The organism is Clostridium sp. UMB9555A, from assembly GCF_030222355.1.
Classification (GTDB): Bacteria; Bacillota; Clostridia; order Clostridiales; family Clostridiaceae; genus Sarcina; species Sarcina perfringens.
Genome location: NZ_JASORQ010000001.1, coordinates 524,809 through 544,760, shown reverse-complemented (window position 1 = coordinate 544,760; position 19,952 = coordinate 524,809). Strand labels below are relative to the sequence as shown.

Sequence of the window (19,952 nt, the reverse complement as noted above, 5' to 3'; positions counted from 1 at the left end):
AAAAATTTTTAGATGAACTAATTATTATTAGAATATGACAAAAGTTTTTCTGCCATATTCTCATCAGTTACTCCTAATATATTGATTTCGCATCTACCTATACTATATCCTAACTCTTCTTTTGAAAAATTATCTATGTATGGTATATCATACTGTTCACAGTACTTAACGAATTTATCTTTTGAACGATTTGAAATGCTATTTGAAAAAATAAATAAGTAGATCTTACTTCTTTTCATTTCCTCTTCACATTTATTATAACCTTCCAAAAGTTTACCTGCTCTTTTTGTAAGTCCTAAAAAATTAAGAAATTTATCCATTTGTTATCTCATCCCTCAATCTATCATAGACTTCATCTCCAATGTTAGATTGAAGATTTTTATTTAATCTTTTTGCTTTAAATGCTTTTTCTAAACATTCAACACTTTTACAAATGTAAGCCCCTCTTCCTGACTTTTTACCAGTTAAATCTACAGAAACTTCTCCTTCAGCATTTTTAACTATTCTTATCAGTTCTTTTTTAGGCTTCATTTCCATGCAACCATTGCACATTCTCATTGGAATTTTTTTAGGTTTCATCTTGTCACCTCCAAAGTCTAGAAGTTATTATTCTTCTATTATGGTGTCTTCTTCAACAACAATATCTTCTTCTTGTAATAATTCTTCTGCTTTAGATTTGCTCTTTATGTCTATTTTCCAACCAGTTAATTTAGCTGCTAATCTAACGTTTTGTCCTTCTTTACCTATAGCTAATGATAATTGACTATCATCTACTATAACCTTAGCTGATTTAGTTTCTTCATCAGCTTCTACACTTATAACCTTAGCTGGGCTTAAAGCATTTTCTATATACTCAGATGGAGTATTGCTCCATTTTATTATATCAATTTTTTCATTTTTTAGTTCATTAACTATATTTTGAACTCTAACACCCTTAGGTCCAACACAAGCTCCCATAGCATCTACTGATTCATCATTTGAGTAAACAGCTATTTTAGTTCTTGATCCAGCTTCTCTAGCTATACTTTTTATTTCAACTATTCCTTCATATATTTCTGGAACTTCTAATTCAAATAATCTTTTAACTAAACCTGGATGTGTTCTTGAACATAAAACTGAAGCACCTTTAGATGTTTTCTTAACTTCAACTACGTATAATTGTAATTTTTCATTGAAGTTATATTTTTCTGTAGGCATTTGTTCATTTGGTCCCAAAACACCTTCTATTTTTCCTAAGTCTACAAATACATTACCTTTGTCTTTTCTAATTACTGTACCAGGTAATATGTCAAATTCTTTTTCTGCAAATTCTGAGTAAATTACATTTCTCTCAGATTCTTTTATTCTTTGGATAACCATTTGCTTAGCAAGTTGTGCTGCAACTCTTCCAAAGTTTTTAGGTGTTACTTCTATTTCTACTATGTCATCTAATTGATAAATAGCACTAATAGCCTTTGCATCTTCTAAACTTATTTCTGTTACATCATCATAAACTTCTTCAACAACAACTTTTTGAGCATAAACATGGATTTCTCCTGATTTCTCATCACGTTTTACCTTTACATTTTGTGCAGTTGTTCCTGAATTTGAAAAGTTTTTCTTATAAGCTGCTATTATAGCATCATCTATAGTTTCTAATAAAGCCTCTACTGAAATACCTTTCTCTTTTACTATTTCAGATAATGCCCCTAGAAATTCTTCATTCATTTTTAAACCCTCCTTAAAATTATATCTCCCCTTCAAGGTTCGCTGTCTTAATTTTATCTTTAGGAACTTTTATTTCATTCCCTTCACATTCAACTATTATTTCATTTTCTTGTACATCTTTAAGAATTCCTTTTACATTTTTTCTTCCACTTAAAGAACTCTTAAATCCAACAAAAACTTCTTTTCCTATAAATCTATTAAAATGCTCATCACTATGTAATCTTCTATTTAATCCTGGTGATGAAACTTCTAAGAAGTACGCATCTTTTATTGGATCTTCTATATCAAGCATATCACTTAATGCTCTACTTACAATTTCACAATCCCTTAGAGAAATTCTCTCCTCTGGCTTTTCTATATATAATCTTAAATAATATTCATTATTTTCTTTTACATATTCAATATGATATAAATCATATCCCTTTTCTTTAACTATAGGAGCACAAAGTGCTTCAAGATCAGCTACAAGTTGTTCTTTTTTCATTATACTTCCCTCCCTTATTAAGTTTTAAATCTTATCTTTATTGTATCCAATAAAGCAAATACCTATTAATTTATATAATAATAGGTATGCAAAAACGCAACTTTATTCTAAGTTGCGTTACAAATAGAAAGAGCGGGCTTTTCTGTCCCACTCCTTTACCTCAAACTATTAGTAAAAAACTTCTACTTATATAGTAACATAGTATATTTTATATTACAAGAAATTTTTAAAATTAGCCAAACAAACTAAGTTGGTTACTTTCTTGCATTCCTTCTAGGCATCCATGATTATCTAAAGTTTCTATTACAGTCTTTGAAACCTTAGATCTAATTCTTAAATCTTCCTTTGAAATAAATTCTCCATTAACCCTACATTCAACTATACTTTTTGCAGCATTATCTCCAACTCCTTGAAGAGCATTTAATGGAGGTCTTATACCATCTTCTTCTATCTTAAACTTAGTTGCTTCTGATTTATATAAATCAACCTTTAAGAAATTCAATCCTCTTTTATACATTTCATAAGAAATTTCTAAAATAGTTAAAAGCCCTTTTTCTTTTACTGATATGTTATTTCCTAAAGAATTTAGCTCTTCCATTTTTGCCTTTATTGCTTCTTCACCCTTACAAATTAAGTCTGCATCGAAATCATCAGCTCTTACTGTAAAGTATGTTGTGTAATATGCTTCTGGATAATAAACTTTATAATATGCTATTCTAACTGCCATCATAACATATGCAACAGCATGACCTTTAGGGAACATGTATTTTATTCTTTTACAAGATTCAATATACCAATCTGGTACATTTTTCTCTCTCATTAAAGCTTCATCCTCTTCACTAAGCCCTTTTCCTTTTCTTACCTTTTCCATTATAGTAAAGGCTGTCTTAGGAGGAAGATCTTTATACATAAGATAAACCATAATATCGTCTCTTGTTGCTATACAATCTTTTAGTGTAGTGTAACCTTCTTTAATAAAGTACTGAGCATTATTAAGCCAAACATCAGTACCATGTGAAAGTCCAGATATTCTCACAAGGTCTGCAAAACTCTTAGGTTGAGTATCCACAAGCATCTGTCTAACGAATTTAGTACCGAACTCAGGAAGTCCATAACTACCAACTTCACATCCTAATTCCTCTTTAGTTACCCCTAAGGCATCTGGTGATGTAAATAAACTTATAACCTTAGGATCATTTAAAGGTATTGTCTTAGGATCTAAGCCAGTTAAGTCTTGAAGCATTCTAAGAACGGTCGGATCGTCGTGTCCAAGTATATCAAGCTTAAGAAGTCTACCACTTATTGAATGGTAATCAAAGTGAGTGGTTATAATATCTGTGTTAACATCATCAGCTGGATGTTGTATTGGACAAAAATTATATATTTCATTGTCATTTGGAACAACCATGATTCCACCTGGATGCTGTCCACTAGTTCTTTTTATTCCAGTACATCCAATAGTAAGCCTTTCTATTTCAGCTTGAGATACAACTAATCCTCTTTCTTGAAGATATTTTTTAACAAAACCATAAGCTGTTTTTTCAGCTACTGTACCTATAGTTCCAGCTTTAAATACATATCCTTTTCCGAAAAGAACTTCTGTGTATTTATGTACAACAGCTTGGTATTCTCCAGAGAAGTTAAGGTCTATATCTGGTTCCTTATCCCCTTCAAAGCCTAAGAATGTTTCGAAAGGAATATCATGGCCATCCTTAATATACTTAGCTCCACAATCAGGACAATTTTTATCTGGTAAATCTGCTCCTGAACTTATAGAACCATCTAAGAAAAATTCTGATTTCTTACAATTTGGACAAACATAATGAGGTGGTAATCCATTAACCTCTGTTATATCTGACATTGTTGCTACGAAAGAGGAACCAACAGATCCTCTTGAACCAACTAGGTATCCATCTTCTAAGGATTTAGCAACCAATTTTTGAGCTATAAGATAAAGTACTGCATATCCATTATTTATTATAGAATTAAGTTCTTTATCTAATCTCTTTTGAACAACTTCTGGAAGATTTTTTCCATATATGCTATGAACCTTATTCATAGTCATATTTCTTATATCTTCCTCGGCTCCCTCTATTTTAGGAGGAAATGTTTCATCTGGTATAGGTTTTACAACATCAACCATATCAGCTATCTTCTGAGTATTTTCTATTACAACTTCCTTACAAGCCTCTTCTCCTAAATATTCAAACTCTTTCATCATTTCATTAGTAGTTCTAAAATATAAAGGTGGTTGATTATCTGCATCTCCATATCCTTGACCAGCCATTATTATTCTTCTAAATACTTCATCATTAGGATCTAAGAAATGACAATCGCATGTAGCAACTACTGGTTTATCCATTTCCTTTCCTAAATCATATATTTTTCTATTTAACTCTCTAAGTTCATCTTCATCTTTTACATTTCCTTTTCTTATAAGGAATTCATTATTTTGTATTGGTTGAATTTCTAGATAATCATAAAAAGATGCTATTTCTTTTAACTCCCCATCTGTCTTTCCTTCTAAAACTGCCTTATATAATTGACCTGCTTCACAAGCTGAACCAATTATTAAGCCTTCTCTATACTCAGTTATTATACTTTTAGGAAGTCTTGGCCTTCTAGCAAAATAATCTAAGTGAGCCATAGAAACTAATTTATATAAATTCTTAATTCCAGTTTGATTTTTAGCTAATATTATTATGTGATGTAGAGGAAGTTTCTTTACATCTATATTTGATAAATACTTTTCATTTAGAGTTTTAACATCATGAATATCCATTTCTTCTTTCATCTTTTTGAAAGAAAACTTTAATATCTCCGCAGTAGCCTTTGCATCATCAACAGCTCTATGGTGATTTTCAAGGCTAATTCCTAAATGTTTAGCAACTAGATTTAACTTAACCTTTTTTAAATCTGGATAAAGATATCTAGCTAAAGGAACGGTATCCATTACAGGATTATTTAAAGTTTTTCCCATATCCATTAAGTTCTTTTTTATAAAACCAACGTCAAAGGCAGCATTGTGAGCTACTAGTATAGAATCTCCTACAAATTCCATAAATTTAGGAAGCACTTCATCTATAGTAGGCTGTCCATTAACCATATTTTGAGTTATACTTGTAAGCTCTGTAATCTTATATGGAATATTTACCTTTGGATCAACAAAAGTACTAAAGGAATCAACTATTTCTCCATCCTTTAACTTAACAGCACCAATTTCTATAATCTTATCATTTTTACTTGAAAAACCTGTGGTTTCTATATCAAAAACCACATACTCATCATCAAAGGATTCCTCATGGCCATTAATAACTATAGGTGTTCCATTATCCGCTAAATATCCCTCTACTCCATAAATAACTTTTATGTTATTCTTTTTAGCAGCTATTTGAGCATCTGGAAAGGCCTGAACAACTCCATGGTCTGTTATGGCTACAGCCTTATGACCAAACTTTGCTGCTCTCTCAACAATTTTACTTGCAGCAGTTACGGCATCCATTGAGCTCATAGTTGTATGCATATGAAGTTCTACTCTTTTTTCCTCTGCTGTATCCATACGCTCTATTTTTGTAAGCTTATTTATATCCCTAGCCATTATTACAACTTCCTTAGCATAAGGATCCATAGTAGCTTCTCCTCTTACTTTACAATAAAGACCTTTTTTAACATTTTCTAAAACATGTTCTTTATCCTTATCTCTTAAGAAGCATTTAACGGCTATGGAACTTGTATAGTCTGTTATGAAGAATGTAAGTATTATTCTACCTGTCTTAGTTTCAAAAATATCAGTTTTAAATACATCTCCTGAAATAGTAACAATTCCAGACCCCATATCTATACTGCTTATATCTATAGTATCTCCTTGAATATTTCTTCCAAGTATAGTATTTTCATTCTTAGGCTCATCTTTATAAGATTTCTTCTCATAACCACCTTTATTGCCACCATTAGATTTATGTTTATTATCACTACTTTCTTTTTTAACAGGCTTTTCTTGAGCAGCTTGAGCTTTCATAGTTTCTATAACTTTTTTAGCTATTTCTTTATTTTCATTTAACTTTTCATCATTGTAATTCTTATTAGCTAAACTTTCATCATATTTAACTTCTACTAAAGAATTTATTCCAAAGAATGATTTTATATATCCCTTAATCTCTCTATCTATATGTTTCTTATTAACAAAAGTACATAAAAACTCAGAACCATTTTTTATAATTATTTTTTCTCCTTCAATTACTATAGGAGAATTAAGTAAAACTTCTTTTAAAACAGGATGTTTCTCTATAATTTTTTCACAAACATGATTCCAATGCTGATCTACTACCTGTTTTAAAGTTATATCAGAAATATCTATGTAATACATAATCTCTATATTTATTTCAAAACCTATAGCTTTTTTTATATATTGCTTAATTATTTTCTTTTGTTCTTCTGATAATTGATCTTTACTTTTTATTATGGTTCTTAAAGTATTGCTTTTCTTCAACAATTGAAACTTAGTTATTTCAAACTCTAAATCATTAAGATTATCATCTGATTTTATAGATCTGTTAATCTGTTTAACAAACTCGTTACTCAAAATCTAAGCCTCCTTTGAATTTTATTTTAATTTATCCCTATACGACATAAAGAAGGGATATTAATCCCTCCTTTAAACTATATTGTTTCTATTATCTTTATAAGCTCTTCAACTAAGTCTTCTTCTTTTACTTTTTTAATTATTTCACCTTTTCTAAAGATAAGACCTTCGCCTTTACCTCCAGCTATTCCAATATCTGCCTCTCTTGCTTCTCCTGGTCCATTTACAACACAGCCCATTACTGCAACCTTTATATTTTTCTTGCAAGAACTTAATCTTTCTTCTACTTCTTTAGCTATGTTTATTAAGTCTATTTGAGTTCTTCCACATGTAGGACATGATATAAACTCTATTCCTTCTTTTACATATCCAAAGTTTTTAAGAATTTCTTTACCTACTTTTATCTCTTCAACAGGATCTCCAGTTAAAGAAACTCTTATAGTATCACCTATTCCTTCTGCAAGTAAAGTTCCTATTCCTATAGCAGATTTTATTGTTCCTCTCCAAGGTGTACCAGCCTCAGTAACCCCTAAGTGAAGAGGATAATTTGTTTTTTGTGAAGCTATTCTATAACTTTCTATCATAGTTTCAACATTTGATGATTTCATTGAAATTACTATATCATGAAAATCTAACTCTTCTAATATTTTAACATGTTCTAATGCACTTTCAACTAGGGCATCTGGGGTAGGCTTTCCGTATTTTGCTAAAAGCTCTTTTGATAATGACCCTGAGTTAACCCCTATTCTTATAGGAATATTTTTTTCTTTACAAGCTTTTACTACAGCTTCTACCTTTTCTCTTGATCCAATATTTCCTGGATTTATTCTTATTGCAGAAACTCCATTTTCTATGGCTTTTAAAGCTAATCTATAATCAAAATGAATGTCTGCAACTAGTGGTATATTTATTTTTTCCACTATATCTTTTATAGCACAAGCTGCATCCATATCTAAAACTGCACATCTAACAATATCACATCCAGCTTCTTGAAGCTCTTTTATTTGTTTAACTGTAGACTCTACATCTTTTGTATCTGTATTGGTCATAGATTGAATGGAAACTCTAAAATCTCCTCCAACATATATGTTTCCAACCTTAACCTTTCTAGTTTCTTTTCTATTCACTATTAATTCCTCCAAATTTTTATAGTATCGGGAATATTATATCTTTTATAGTTACTAATACCATAAGTCCCATAAGGAGCATGAATCCAACGGTATTTACAGCTTCAATGTACTTAGCAGGTATTTCTTTTCTAATTATCATTTGAATAAGCTCTATAAATATTCTTCCACCATCTAAAGCTGGGAATGGTAAAAGGTTAAATACTGCTAATTGAACACTTAAGAATGCCATAAACCATAAAAGAGTATTTGCTCCTGCTTTTGCTGCTTGCCCTGACATTTTAATTATTGTAACAGGACCTCCTACATCAGTTTTTAAATTTGCTTCTCCTGTAACAATAGTCTTTAATGCAATAAATGACTGAGATACAAGACTTCTTGTTTCATTAAATCCTTGTTTTATTCCTTGAAGCAAAGTAGGTTTTTCAACTAAAGCATAGCTTATTCCAACTTGATACATTCCACTCTCATTTAAAATCGGCTGTACTGTTTTTGTTAAGACATCATTGCCTCTTTTTATCTCTAATTCAACTGGATTTCCCTTAGCTAAAGCTAATCCCATTCTAAAATCATCAGTTGTATGAATTTTGTTTCCATCTATTTTTAGGAATTCATCTCCCTGTTCAATTCCTATTTCTTGTGCTGGTGAATTAGGTACTACACTTGCTACTTTATTTTCTGCAAAGCCAGAACTCATAGCTAGCCCAATAAATATTATAAGGGCTAATACATAATTCATAAATGCCCCTGCTCCCATAACAAGTATTCTTTGAATAGGAGTTTTTGCATTTAAGCTTCTTGAATCATCACTTTCATCCTCTTCACCAAGCATTTTAACAAATCCACCAAAAGGAAGGATTCTTAAGTTATATTCTGTTTCTCCAACTTTTACACCAAAAAGCTTTGGACCCATACCAATAGCAAATTCCTCAACATAAATCCCATTTAATTTAGCCACAATAAAATGTCCAAGCTCATGAACTAAGATTAAAGCACTAAATGCTAATAAAGCAAAAATTATATACACCCTTTTCCCTCCTAGTTATATTTTTCATATATATACTGTCTTACTTCTTTGTCTAAATTTATTACATTATCAAGAGTAACCTCTTTGTTGTAATCAAAAGTATTCATACACTCTTCTATTATCTCTGGTATTTGCAGATATGTTATCTTTTTATTTAGGAATAGTTCAACACATACTTCATTAGCCCCATTTAAAATTGTTGGCATAAGCTTTCCTTTTTCTCCTGCTTCATAAGCTAATTTTAAGCATTTAAATGTATCTAAATCTGGCTTTTCAAAAGTTAACTCTCTAATCTTAAATAAATCTAACTTTTCACTAATATTTCCTTCCCTATTTGGATAATTTAAAGCATATTGAATTGGTAATTTCATATCTGGTACACCTAATTGAGCTATAACTGCTCCATCAGTATATTGAACCATAGAATGTATTATTGATTGTGGATGAACTACAACCTCTATATCTTTATAAGGACAATCAAATAACCAATGAGCTTCTATAACTTCTAATCCCTTGTTCATTAGAGTTGATGAATCTATTGATATTTTTTGACCCATATTCCATTTTGGATGCTTAAGAGCTCTTTCTGGAGTTACTGATTTTAAATCTTCTATAGTAAATCCTCTAAAAGGCCCTCCAGAAGCAGTTAAAAGTATTTTATCAATTTTGTTATGAGCATTTCCTTGTAATGATTGGAATATAGCACTATGTTCTGAATCTACTGGAAGTATTTTTACTCCATTTTCTTTAGCTTCTCTCATAACAAGTTCACCTGCTACTACTAAAGTTTCTTTATTTGCTAAAGCGATATCTTTTCCTTTTCTTATAGCTTCCACAGTTGGTTTTAATCCAATCATGCCAACAACAGAAGTAACAACTATATCAATTTCATCTAAAGTAGCAACTTTAACTAAGCCTTCCATACCATAGATAACTTCACATTTTAAACCTTCGCTTTTTACTAAATCTACAAGTTTTTTGTAAGACTCCTCATGATTTATTGCAATGTATTTAGGTGAAAACTCTTTTATTATATCCATTGTTAATTCTATATTTCTATTAGCTGTTATACCAACTAATTCAAAATCTTCTTTATGAAATCTTAATACATCTAAAGTTTGAGTTCCTATAGAACCAGTTACCCCTAGTATAGATATTCTCTTCATATTCTTTCCTCCTAAGTTCTTCCTTAAACATAATAGACTAAAATTATCTACTTAGCCTATTATATTATTTTATATCATTATATCTCTAAATACAATAATATACATTTATTATGTTTTCTTTTAACAAATATTTATATATTCACTATTAAATTTAGTATTTGATTTAAAAACTTAATACTTATCTACATAATAAATATATTATATTTATTTCTAATATATTCTACATAGATTATTTTACTCTAAGTATATTCTACATAAAAAAATAAAAAACATGGATTAACCATGCTTTTCAATATTATTTTTCAAACCTATTCCCAGTATTCATATATATAATTCCACCTAATGTAACAATAATAAATATTACATTCACTAAGAAAATAAGCCACTCCTCATTAAATTTTAAAATCTCAGCAATAGGTAAAACTAATTAAATTAATCCTAAAACAAATAAGAATTTCCTCATAAATCCACTTAATTTTTTCTCGTCAATTTTTTCTTCTTTGCTTGCAATATTATATCCTGCAACCCCAAAATTAGCTTTTCCTAAACCTATTGCTATTGCTAATATCCATAAAGTTATTGATGCTAAAAAATATATAATCATATTACCACATCCAAATTCTTTATTACTTCATATAGATTGCAGTTAAGTTCATCTCTTTATTGAACCCTAATGTAAATTGTGCTTTACCATTTTCATACTTTGCTATTACAGCCACAACTACACCATCTTCAGTTTCTTGAAATACAATTTTTTTTATTCCTTCGTAATGGCCTAGTTTAGAAGATAAGTTCATATATGCCTCTTCTATCTGCTCTTTAGTTGCTATCTTTTTCAGCTCATCACTTCCCATATTTATTATATCTTCATATTTTCCTTCTACTAAATAATTAACAATTTTTTCTGAGGAAGCTTTTAAATCTTCTTCATTATAATCTGAACTTAATTTTTGTGCTCCGCACCCAATAAATAAAATTCCACATAAAGCTATAATTAATATAGATATTATTTTTTTCATTTTAATACCTCCATTATTTTCCTTAAAATAATCTTTTAGATTTAATAATAACTATTAATCCTCCCAAGGCAAAAATTCCTACAATTAATTCAATTAAAATTATATTTATTCCTAGACTTGATAATAATAAAACCATAAAATCTATAAATCCATGAATTATAATTGCTAAGAACAAATATCTTTTCTTATTTTTATTAATTCCATATAAGATTATCATTGTTAATCCTATATGAATAAAAATTGCAAATAGACGTTCAATTCCACTTAAAAGAATATATGGTCCATTTGAATTCAAAACACTTAAAACATTTCCATCTACCTTTGAAATTGCCATAAACAAATTTTTCAAATTAGTAACTCCTGATAAAAGAATAGCTTCTATTCCACCATGACCTATTCCAAATGCAATTCCATCTATCCACCTTCTATTATTTTTTAAAGCTATTTTAAATCCTAAATATCTTCCTATCTCTTCAAATATTCCTGCTGTTAATCCAAGAAATATCATAATTATTATTGGTGAAACTATAGATATCTCTATATACCAATCCATATTACTTATTACATTATTCAAAATGGGTAATCTAAGAGTAATTTGAGATATAAAAAAAACTATTACACCTATAAAATAAGATTTCACACATGCCTTCTTTTTTAATATAAAATAAATTAATGCTACTATAGGTATTCCAAAGCTGATTATTATATTTATTAAAATATAATAAATTATACTTGATGATTCCATATAATCCCCCCTAATTATTAATTGGAATAATTATATTTACTTTAAATTCATTCTTATCAAAATCTATTCTCATGTTTCCATCATAATTTTCTATAGTCGTATTTACGTTTTCTAACCCAAATCCACTATGATTTCGCTTAGTGCTTTTTAAAAACTTATTTCCCTTTTTTGGTGTACTATTCAATGAATTTATAATATTAATTATTAAAAAATTATTAAAAGAATCAACTTTTAACATTATCTTCTTTCTATCTTTTCCTAATCTTGTCTCATCAATAGCATTATCTAATAAATTTGCAAAAATCGTTGTTAAGTCTATATCCTTAATGAACTCTAAATCTATATCACCAATTTTGCACTGAAAATCAATATCATACTTATGAGCTTTAAGCATCTTATCATTTATAATAAGATTCAAAGTCTTATGTTCTGCATATTGCTTTTGAGAAAACTTATCTAAAAGTTTATACATATCCTCGGTATACATTTTTCCTTTATCATAATTTCCTGATTTATATAAATTTTCTACTGTTTGAAGATGATTCTTTATATCGTGAATTATTTTCCTAGAATTTTTATAATTATTCTCTAATGAAATATAATAGTCATACTGAATTCTTGATTTTTCTTCATATATCATTAATTTACTCTTAAGCTCATTATTTTTTGATATAGATTCAAATATACTAGTAATAAATATATTAAGAATAATTATTGATACTATATTAACGATTATCCAAAGTACATCACTAAATTCTATATAGATTTGAAGATACATCATCAAAGTTATTATATATATTATGCTAAACAAAGGCATAACTAAAAAATTTAAATATTGAACTTTTGTTATTTTCTTAATTTTTTTATTTTTAAAATATATTATAAATAATCTTGAAATTCCTAAATAAGAAAATTGAATAACTAAGGAAAGAGTATTAATATAAATTAATGAACTATAGAAATATATGTCAAAATAATAACAAGAAAAATTAAACAATAAGCTGACAATACACTGAATTATTAGTAATGATACTACATAAATAGCATAATATATTATATATATTTTTTCATTATTATATAAAAAGTGCCCTATAAATACAGTCCCTAAAAGTGTTACTACTAAAGTTATAATTCCATTATCTAAGGTTATATTTACTAAAAACAAAGAAGCTGTAAATAAAATGTAGGTTATTATATAAATATACTTTGGATAAAATATACTTCTTTTAAATCTACCTAAAAAATCAAATATTATAAAAGTGGAAAATAGACCTAATAAAATATTTATAAAACTTGCTAAAAGTTCAATTGAATTACTCACCTTATTTCCTCCTTAAAATAAGAGACAACTCTCTAAAAATCTATTTAACTTATCTCTAAAGTAAGTAGCTTTTTTTTGAGATAATGGAATAATACTTCCATCCATCATGAAAATATCATACCCTTTTATAGATTTAACGTATAGCAAGTTTACAACAAAACTCTTATGAGGCATAATAAAACCATATTTCCCCATTATATCTGCAATATTTGTTATCTTCTCCTTTATAACATATACTTTTTCCTTAGAATGAATATAGACTTTTCTTTCTATATACTCAAAGTACCAGATATTTTTTAATTCTAAAGTTAATAATCCTTCTGTAGTAACAAACCTTATACTCTTTTCATGCTTCTCTTCTTCTAAATAACATATCACCTCTTTTAACTGCTTATGTATTTCTAATTCATCTACTGGTTTTTTTAAATATGCAAATGCATGAACTTGAAATGCTAAATTTGCATACTCATTATAACTTGTTATATATATTATCTTTACTGATTTATCGTATAATCTTATTCTCTTAGCTGTTTCAATTCCATCTATATTTGGCATATCAATATCTAAAAATATTACATCAAACTTTTTTCTTTCATTTAAAAGCTTCTCTCCATTACAATAAGTAGTTATTTGACACTTACATTCTTTAAAGTTTTCTACATAACTTTTAATTTTTTCAATAACCGACTTATCATCATCACATATTCCAATTCTTATCATAAAACTCTCCACTAGTGCAAATTCTATTTTTTATATTCTAGAATATCTAAATTATATATTCTAAAAAATACTATTACAATATGAAGTACATAAGGTATATATTTTTTTACATAAAATACAGATTTATTTAATATTTATAAATCTTTGCATAAAAAAATGCTTTAGAAAATCTAAAGCATTAAAATTTTAAGACAAGTGTTAAATAGAAGAATACTATTGTTCCAGCAAATAATATACTGTCAAATCTATCTAATATTCCACCATGTCCTGGTATTAAATTACTATAATCTTTTATTCCTGCGTATCTCTTTATTGATGAAGCAACTAAATCACCAAATTGACAGAATACTCCACATAATATACCTATTATAAAATAATGATATACAGGTATTAAAGATAAACTATTAGATATTATTATACCAAATATTCCACAAGCTAATGTACTTCCTAATATTCCTCCTATAGAACCTTCTATAGTCTTCTTAGGACTAACCTTTGGACATAATTTGTGTTTACCAAAGAATCTACCTGAATAGTATGCAGCAGTATCACAAAGCCATGATGATAGGAATATTAACCAAACTAGGTATTGTCCACCTTCTTTGATGTTTACTAAATGTATGAAGCTAAAGAAAACTCCTACATATATAAATCCTAAAATAGTAACTGCAACATCTATAAATGTATATTCAATATTAAGTATAGGAACACAAAGTAATATAAATGTAGCTATTATTATTAAAAATGATAACATTTCAAAATTATTTGAAGTTAAGTAATATAATATTAATAATATATATCCCCCTATGGAAATAGGCTTTAATTTTGCTACTTTAACAGTTTTATAATATTCATATAATCCTGCAAAAGAAAGAGCAATAGTAAATAGCTTAAGCCAAATTCCACCTAGGAATATAAAAGCAATAAATGGAGCCATTATAAGTGCGCCTAGATATCTGCTATTAGATTTCACCCAAATCACCTCATTATTTATTTAATTCCACCAAATCTTCTATCTCTATTTTGATAATCAAAAATAGCTTTTCTTAAATCTTCACCATTAAAATCTGGCCAGTTTATTTGAGAATACCAAAATTCTGAGTATGCACATTGCCATAATAAGAAGTTGCTAAGTCTTTGTTCTCCACTTGGCCTTATTATAAGATCTGGATCTGGCATTCCCTTAGTATAAAGATAGTCATCAAACATATCTTCGTTTATATCATCTATACTTATTTTGCCCGCTTTAACATCTTCTATTACAGATTTTATACCTCTAACTATTTCATTTCTTCCACCATAATTTAATGCTAAGCTTAAAACTACTCCAGTGTTATCTTTAGTTTTTTCCATAGCCCAAAGTATAGCTTTTTTAGGTTCTTCTGGGAATCTTGATAAATCACCTATAGTTTGTACCCTTACTCCGTTTTGATGAAGTTCATCAATTTCATTTTTTATAAATTCAACAACTAACTTCATAAGAGCATTAACTTCATCTTCTGGTCTTTTCCAGTTTTCAGTAGAGAAAGCATATAAAGTTAAATATTTCACTCCTAATTTATCGCATTCTTTTACAATAGTTTTTATAGTCTTAACCCCAGCTCTATGTCCCATAGTTCTTGGAAGACCTCTTTTTTTTGCCCATCTTCCATTACCATCCATTATTATGGCAATATGCTTTGGCATTTTATCTTCAATTAGAACTATTTCTTCTGAATCTTCATTTCCTTTTTTACTAAAAAAATCTAACATAGAAGGTTCCTCCTTATAATTCAATTATAAAATAAAAAACCTGCTAAAGAGCAGGTTTTTTAAATTAAATTGACATAATCTCTTTTTCTTTAGCTGCCACTATAGTATCTATTTCTTTAACAAACTTATCTGTTACTTTTTGGATGTCATCTTCACCCTTTTTCATTTCATCTTCAGTTATAGTTCCTTCTTTTTTGAAGTTTTTAACTTTATCATTTGCATCTTTTCTTATAGATCTTATAGCAACCTTAGCTTGCTCTCCAACTTTTTTAACGTTCTTAACTAAATTTTTTCTAGTTTCTTCAGTTAATTCTGGAACTAAAAGTCTTATTATAGTACCATCATTGTTAGGGTTTATTCCTAAATCTGATTTTAAGATAGCTTTTTCTATTTCTTTAAGCATTGGTTTTTCCCAAGGTGTTATAACTAATAATCTTGGTTCTGGTGATGAAACATTAGCTACTTGATTTAAAGGACACATGCTTCCATAATACTCAACTTGAATTCTATCTAACATAGTTGGGTTAGCTCTTCCAGCTTTCATTGTAGCTAATTCTGAATTTAAAGAATTTATAGTTTTATTCATTTTTTCTTCTGATTTTTTTATAACGTCCTTAATCATTTAAAACTCCTCCTTATTTTTTGCTTACTATTGTTCCTATATTTTCTCCTAAAACAACTCTCTTAATGTTTTCAGGATTATCTAAAGCAAATACTAATATAGGGATGTTGTTGTCCATACAAAGTGATGTTGCAGTTGAATCCATTACTTGTAATCCTTGCTCAAGTACTTCTATATATGATAATTCATCATATTTTTTAGCATCATCGTATTTATGTGGATCTTTATCATAAACTCCATCAACCTTTTTAGCTAATAATATTACATCAGCTTCTATTTCAGCGGCTCTTAATGCTGCTGCTGTATCAGTTGAAAAATAAGGGTTTCCTGTTCCTGCTCCGAATATTACTACTCTACCTTTTTCTAAGTGTCTCATAGCTCTTCTTCTTATATATGGCTCTGCTATTTCCTTCATTTCTATAGCAGTTTGTACTCTAGTGTCTACCCCTAAAGATTCTAATGAATCTTGAAGTGCTAAAGCATTTATTGAAGTAGCTAGCATTCCCATATAGTCAGCAGTAGTTCTATCCATGCCTTCTCCACTTCTACCTCTCCATATGTTTCCGCCACCTACAACTGCGCCTACTTCTATTCCCATATCAACAAGCTCTTTTACAGCCTTTGCTATGTTCATTGCTATATTAAAATCTATTCCAAAACCATTTTCGCCTGCTAAAGCCTCACCTGATAACTTAAGCATAACTCTTTTGTATTTACAAGTTCCCATCTTAAACCTCCAAAACGCTGAATTCTCTATTTTTGTTAATTTTTTATATCTATATTCTAAAAAAAGAGAACACAATGTGTTCTCTTATGTTATTATTTTCCGCCCATTTTAGCTACTTCTTCAGCGAAGTTTTCTTCTTTCTTTTCGATTCCTTCTCCTCTTTCGAATCTTACGAACTTAGTTATAGTTATTGGAGAACCTACTTCTTTTGATTTTTCTTCTAATAATTTAGCGATTGATTTGTCGCCATCTTTTACCCAAGCTTGATCTAAAAGACAAACTTCTTTACAGTATTTTTTGATTCTTCCCATTACCATCTTATCAACGATGTGCTCTGGTTTACCTTCGTTAAGAGCTTGAGCTCTGTATATTTCTTTTTCTTTTTCTAAAGATTCTTGATCAACATCAGCTTCTGATAAGAATAGTGGGTTAGCAGCAGCTATTTGCATACAAACATCTTTAGCAACTTCAGCTAATACTGGTGATGAAGCTTCACATGCTAATTCAGCCATAACACCTATTCTTCCACCACCGTGGATGTAGCTTTGAACTAATCCGCTTTCAACAGAGAATCTTTCGAATCTTCTTACGCTCATGTTTTCACCGATCTTAGCAATTAACTCAGTTAAAACTTCTTGAACAGTTTTGTCTCCGTCTAATTTTTCTGCTAATAATTCTTCTACAGTGTTTACATTTGAGTTAGCAACTAATTCTGCTACTCTTCCTGCAAATCCAACGAATTCTTCGTTTAAAGCAACGAAGTCAGTTTCACAGTTGATTTCAACTATTGAACCTTTTTTCATATCTTCTGATACGTAAGTTTTAACGATACCTTCAGCTGCTACTCTTCCAGCTTTTTTAGCTGCAGCTGCTAATCCTTTTTCTCTTAAAACTTCAACTGCTTTTTCCATATCTCCATTAGTTTCAGTTAGCGCTTTTTTACAATCCATCATTCCTGCGCCAGTTCTTTCTCTTAACTCTTTAACTGCTTTAGCTGTTATCATTGAAATTCCTCCTGACTATTTAATTAAAAGGTAAACGAAGCAGAGAGCTTCATCTACCTTTTCAGTATTTATCTTAATATTACTCTGCTAATTGCTCGCCTTGTCTTCCTTCGATTATAGCGTCTGCCATTTTACCAGCTATTAATTTAACTGCTCTTATAGCATCGTCATTTCCTGGAATTACGTAGTCAACTTCTTCTGGATCACAGTTAGTATCAACTATAGCTACTACTGGGATTCCTAATATTTTAGCTTCTGCTATTGCATTCTTTTCTTTTCTTGGGTCAACAACGAACATAGCTCCTATGTTTGAAGCGTCTAATTCTTTGATTCCGCCTAAGTTTCTTTGTAATTTTTCTCTTTCAAGTTTTAACTTGATTACTTCTTTCTTAGGTAAAACGTCAAATGTTCCGTCTTGTTCCATTTCATCTAATTTGTTTAATCTGTTTATTCTTGTTTTTATAGTTGTGAAGTTAGTTAACATTCCTCCTAACCATCTGTGGTTAACGAAGTACATGTTTGATCTTTCAGCTTCTTCTTTAACAGCTTCTTGAGCTTGTTTTTTAGTTCCAACGAATATTACGTCTTTACCAGCTTCTGATACTTCTCTTATAAAGTTGTAAGCTTCTTCAGCTTTCTTTACAGTTTTTTGTAAATCGATTATGTATATACCGTTTCTTTCTGTAAAGATGTAAGGAGCCATTTTAGGGTTCCATCTTCTTGTTTGATGTCCGAAATGAACACCAGCTTCTAATAATTGTTTCATTGAAATTACTGACATTATTTTTTCCTCCTAGATTGGTTATTTCCTCCACTATCTTCTTTACTATAAGCACTACTTAAAGTAGCACCAGCTTATAGATTCGATAATGTGTGTATTTGTTACCTTTGATAGTATAACATAGGGTTATAAAAGTATCAACAAGATTTTTCAAAGTTTTTATAAAATAATATTATATAACTTTTAAACCTTTCACCTAATTTGATTTTATCTTAAATTATCTATAAATATACTGAAAAATACTAATTAATTATAAAAAATTACTTATTTCTATTAAACCTCTTATAAAAGTTATAAATCATAGATTTTTATATTTATTTAATTAATATTAGTTTATTATATAAAAAAAGAAGAAGATGCAAAAAACACCTTCTTCAAATCTTATTTTATCTTTTTAAGTTCATCCATTAACTTTTCGTTTAATATTTTTATATGAGTACCCTTCATTCCAAGACTTCTTGATTCAATAACTCCTGCACTCTCAAATTTTCTAAGAGCATTTACTATAACTGATCTAGTTATTCCAACTTTATCAGCTATTTTAGAAGCTACTAATAATCCTTCATCTCCATTTAACTCACTAAAAATATGTTCTACAGCCTCTAATTCTGAGTAAGATAAAGTTCCAATAGCTAACTGAACCACTGCTTTTTTACGTGCTTCTTCTTCTATCTCACCTTGTCTAGCTCTTAAAAGCTCCATCCCAACTATTGTAGCACTATATTCTGCTAAAACTAGGTCATCATCATTAAATTCTTCCCCAAATCTAGCTAATAATAAAGTTCCTAATCTATCTCCATTACCAACTATAGGAACAATAGTTGATATTTTTTTAGAGATTAAACATTCGCCTACCCCTTCAAAAACACATATTCCTTTATTAGGTATGTTTGCAATTGTATCTTGAATGTTTATTAATTTATTATTGTAGTCTTCTGGGAATTTTCTATCAACAACAACTTTTTCTTTCATTATGTCACATTCAAATTTTTCAGAAAAAGAATAACCTAATATTCTACCTTTTCTTCCAACTAAATATACATTACACGACATAACATCACTTAATAATTGGCATATATCTCCAAAAGCTATAGCTTCAGTACCTGATTTTTGTAAAATCTTATTTAATCTTCTAGTTTTACTAAGTAGTGTCGACATTATATCCTCC

At 29.0% G+C, this 19,952-nt stretch carries 20 protein-coding genes; all 20 read right to left on the bottom strand.

From position 1 onward, the window contains the following. Positions 1–17: 17 nt before the first annotated feature. The 20 genes from QP548_RS02540 to codY all read right to left on the bottom strand — a co-directional run bounded on the left by QP548_RS02540 (position 18) and on the right by codY (position 19,942). Positions 18–320 (bottom strand): 50S ribosomal protein L7ae-like protein, encoded by a 303-nt coding sequence (locus QP548_RS02540; protein WP_003459801.1) that lies wholly within the window; start codon positions 318–320, stop codon positions 18–20. Beyond that, complete coding sequence (gene rnpM, locus QP548_RS02535; RefSeq protein ID WP_003459790.1) at positions 313–579, bottom strand: RNase P modulator RnpM; 267 nt, start codon at positions 577–579, stop codon at positions 313–315. Before rnpM ends, QP548_RS02540 begins: the two co-directional genes overlap by 8 nt. A 27-nt stretch (positions 580–606) precedes the next feature. Beyond that, positions 607–1,707: a transcription termination factor NusA gene (gene nusA / locus QP548_RS02530; protein WP_003449452.1), complete on the bottom strand. Its 1,101-nt coding sequence runs from the start codon at positions 1,705–1,707 to the stop codon at positions 607–609. A gap of 19 nt (positions 1,708–1,726) precedes the next feature. Beyond that, positions 1,727–2,191, bottom strand: coding sequence for a ribosome maturation factor RimP (rimP, locus tag QP548_RS02525; protein WP_003459796.1), 465 nt, complete (start codon positions 2,189–2,191; stop codon positions 1,727–1,729). Positions 2,192–2,423: 232 nt separating this feature from the next. Next, on the bottom strand, positions 2,424–6,773 hold the full coding sequence (locus QP548_RS02520; RefSeq protein ID WP_061428776.1) for a PolC-type DNA polymerase III: 4,350 nt from the start codon (positions 6,771–6,773) through the stop codon (positions 2,424–2,426). A gap of 77 nt (positions 6,774–6,850) precedes the next feature. Continuing rightward, positions 6,851–7,900 (bottom strand): flavodoxin-dependent (E)-4-hydroxy-3-methylbut-2-enyl-diphosphate synthase, encoded by a 1,050-nt coding sequence (gene ispG, locus QP548_RS02515; RefSeq protein ID WP_061428777.1) that lies wholly within the window; start codon positions 7,898–7,900, stop codon positions 6,851–6,853. Positions 7,901–7,919: 19 nt separating this feature from the next. Beyond that, positions 7,920–8,927 carry an RIP metalloprotease RseP gene (gene rseP, locus QP548_RS02510; protein WP_003466788.1) on the bottom strand — a complete coding sequence of 336 codons (1,008 nt, stop codon included), beginning with the start codon at positions 8,925–8,927 and terminating at the stop codon, positions 7,920–7,922. An 11-nt stretch (positions 8,928–8,938) separates the two neighbouring features. Next, entirely contained in the window at positions 8,939–10,093 is a 1,155-nt protein-coding gene (gene dxr / locus QP548_RS02505) for a 1-deoxy-D-xylulose-5-phosphate reductoisomerase (protein WP_061428778.1), read from the bottom strand. A 427-nt stretch (positions 10,094–10,520) separates the two neighbouring features. Further along, positions 10,521–10,697 carry a DUF3784 domain-containing protein gene (locus QP548_RS02500; RefSeq protein WP_081109959.1) on the bottom strand — a complete coding sequence of 59 codons (177 nt, stop codon included), beginning with the start codon at positions 10,695–10,697 and terminating at the stop codon, positions 10,521–10,523. 22 nt (positions 10,698–10,719) lie between these two features. Next, positions 10,720–11,112 carry a DUF3887 domain-containing protein gene (locus tag QP548_RS02495; protein WP_061428779.1) on the bottom strand — a complete coding sequence of 131 codons (393 nt, stop codon included), beginning with the start codon at positions 11,110–11,112 and terminating at the stop codon, positions 10,720–10,722. A gap of 22 nt (positions 11,113–11,134) precedes the next feature. Beyond that, a complete protein-coding gene (locus tag QP548_RS02490; RefSeq protein WP_061428780.1) occupies positions 11,135–11,857 on the bottom strand; it encodes a YhfC family intramembrane metalloprotease in 723 nt (240 codons plus the stop codon). A 10-nt stretch (positions 11,858–11,867) separates the two neighbouring features. Beyond that, a complete protein-coding gene (locus tag QP548_RS02485; protein ID WP_061428781.1) occupies positions 11,868–13,178 on the bottom strand; it encodes a GHKL domain-containing protein in 1,311 nt (436 codons plus the stop codon). 12 nt (positions 13,179–13,190) lie between these two features. Continuing rightward, complete coding sequence (locus QP548_RS02480; RefSeq protein WP_061428782.1) at positions 13,191–13,898, bottom strand: LytR/AlgR family response regulator transcription factor; 708 nt, start codon at positions 13,896–13,898, stop codon at positions 13,191–13,193. Between the two features lie 178 nt (positions 13,899–14,076). Then, the gene (locus QP548_RS02475) at positions 14,077–14,871 is read right to left on the bottom strand and encodes a phosphatidate cytidylyltransferase (protein WP_061428783.1); all 795 of its coding nucleotides are present in this window, start codon (positions 14,869–14,871) and stop codon (positions 14,077–14,079) included. A 17-nt stretch (positions 14,872–14,888) separates the two neighbouring features. Further along, entirely contained in the window at positions 14,889–15,650 is a 762-nt protein-coding gene (locus QP548_RS02470; protein ID WP_061428784.1) for an isoprenyl transferase, read from the bottom strand. 64 nt (positions 15,651–15,714) lie between these two features. Beyond that, entirely contained in the window at positions 15,715–16,272 is a 558-nt protein-coding gene (gene frr / locus QP548_RS02465; protein ID WP_003459781.1) for a ribosome recycling factor, read from the bottom strand. 13 nt (positions 16,273–16,285) lie between these two features. Beyond that, a complete protein-coding gene (gene pyrH, locus QP548_RS02460; protein WP_003459788.1) occupies positions 16,286–16,999 on the bottom strand; it encodes a UMP kinase in 714 nt (237 codons plus the stop codon). 92 nt (positions 17,000–17,091) lie between these two features. After that, the gene (gene tsf, locus QP548_RS02455; protein ID WP_003459744.1) at positions 17,092–18,003 is read right to left on the bottom strand and encodes a translation elongation factor Ts; all 912 of its coding nucleotides are present in this window, start codon (positions 18,001–18,003) and stop codon (positions 17,092–17,094) included. A 79-nt stretch (positions 18,004–18,082) separates the two neighbouring features. Continuing rightward, positions 18,083–18,784, bottom strand: coding sequence for a 30S ribosomal protein S2 (gene rpsB, locus QP548_RS02450; protein WP_003470452.1), 702 nt, complete (start codon positions 18,782–18,784; stop codon positions 18,083–18,085). A 381-nt stretch (positions 18,785–19,165) separates the two neighbouring features. Further along, complete coding sequence (gene codY / locus QP548_RS02445) at positions 19,166–19,942, bottom strand: GTP-sensing pleiotropic transcriptional regulator CodY (RefSeq protein ID WP_003449426.1); 777 nt, start codon at positions 19,940–19,942, stop codon at positions 19,166–19,168. Positions 19,943–19,952 lie beyond the last annotated feature (10 nt).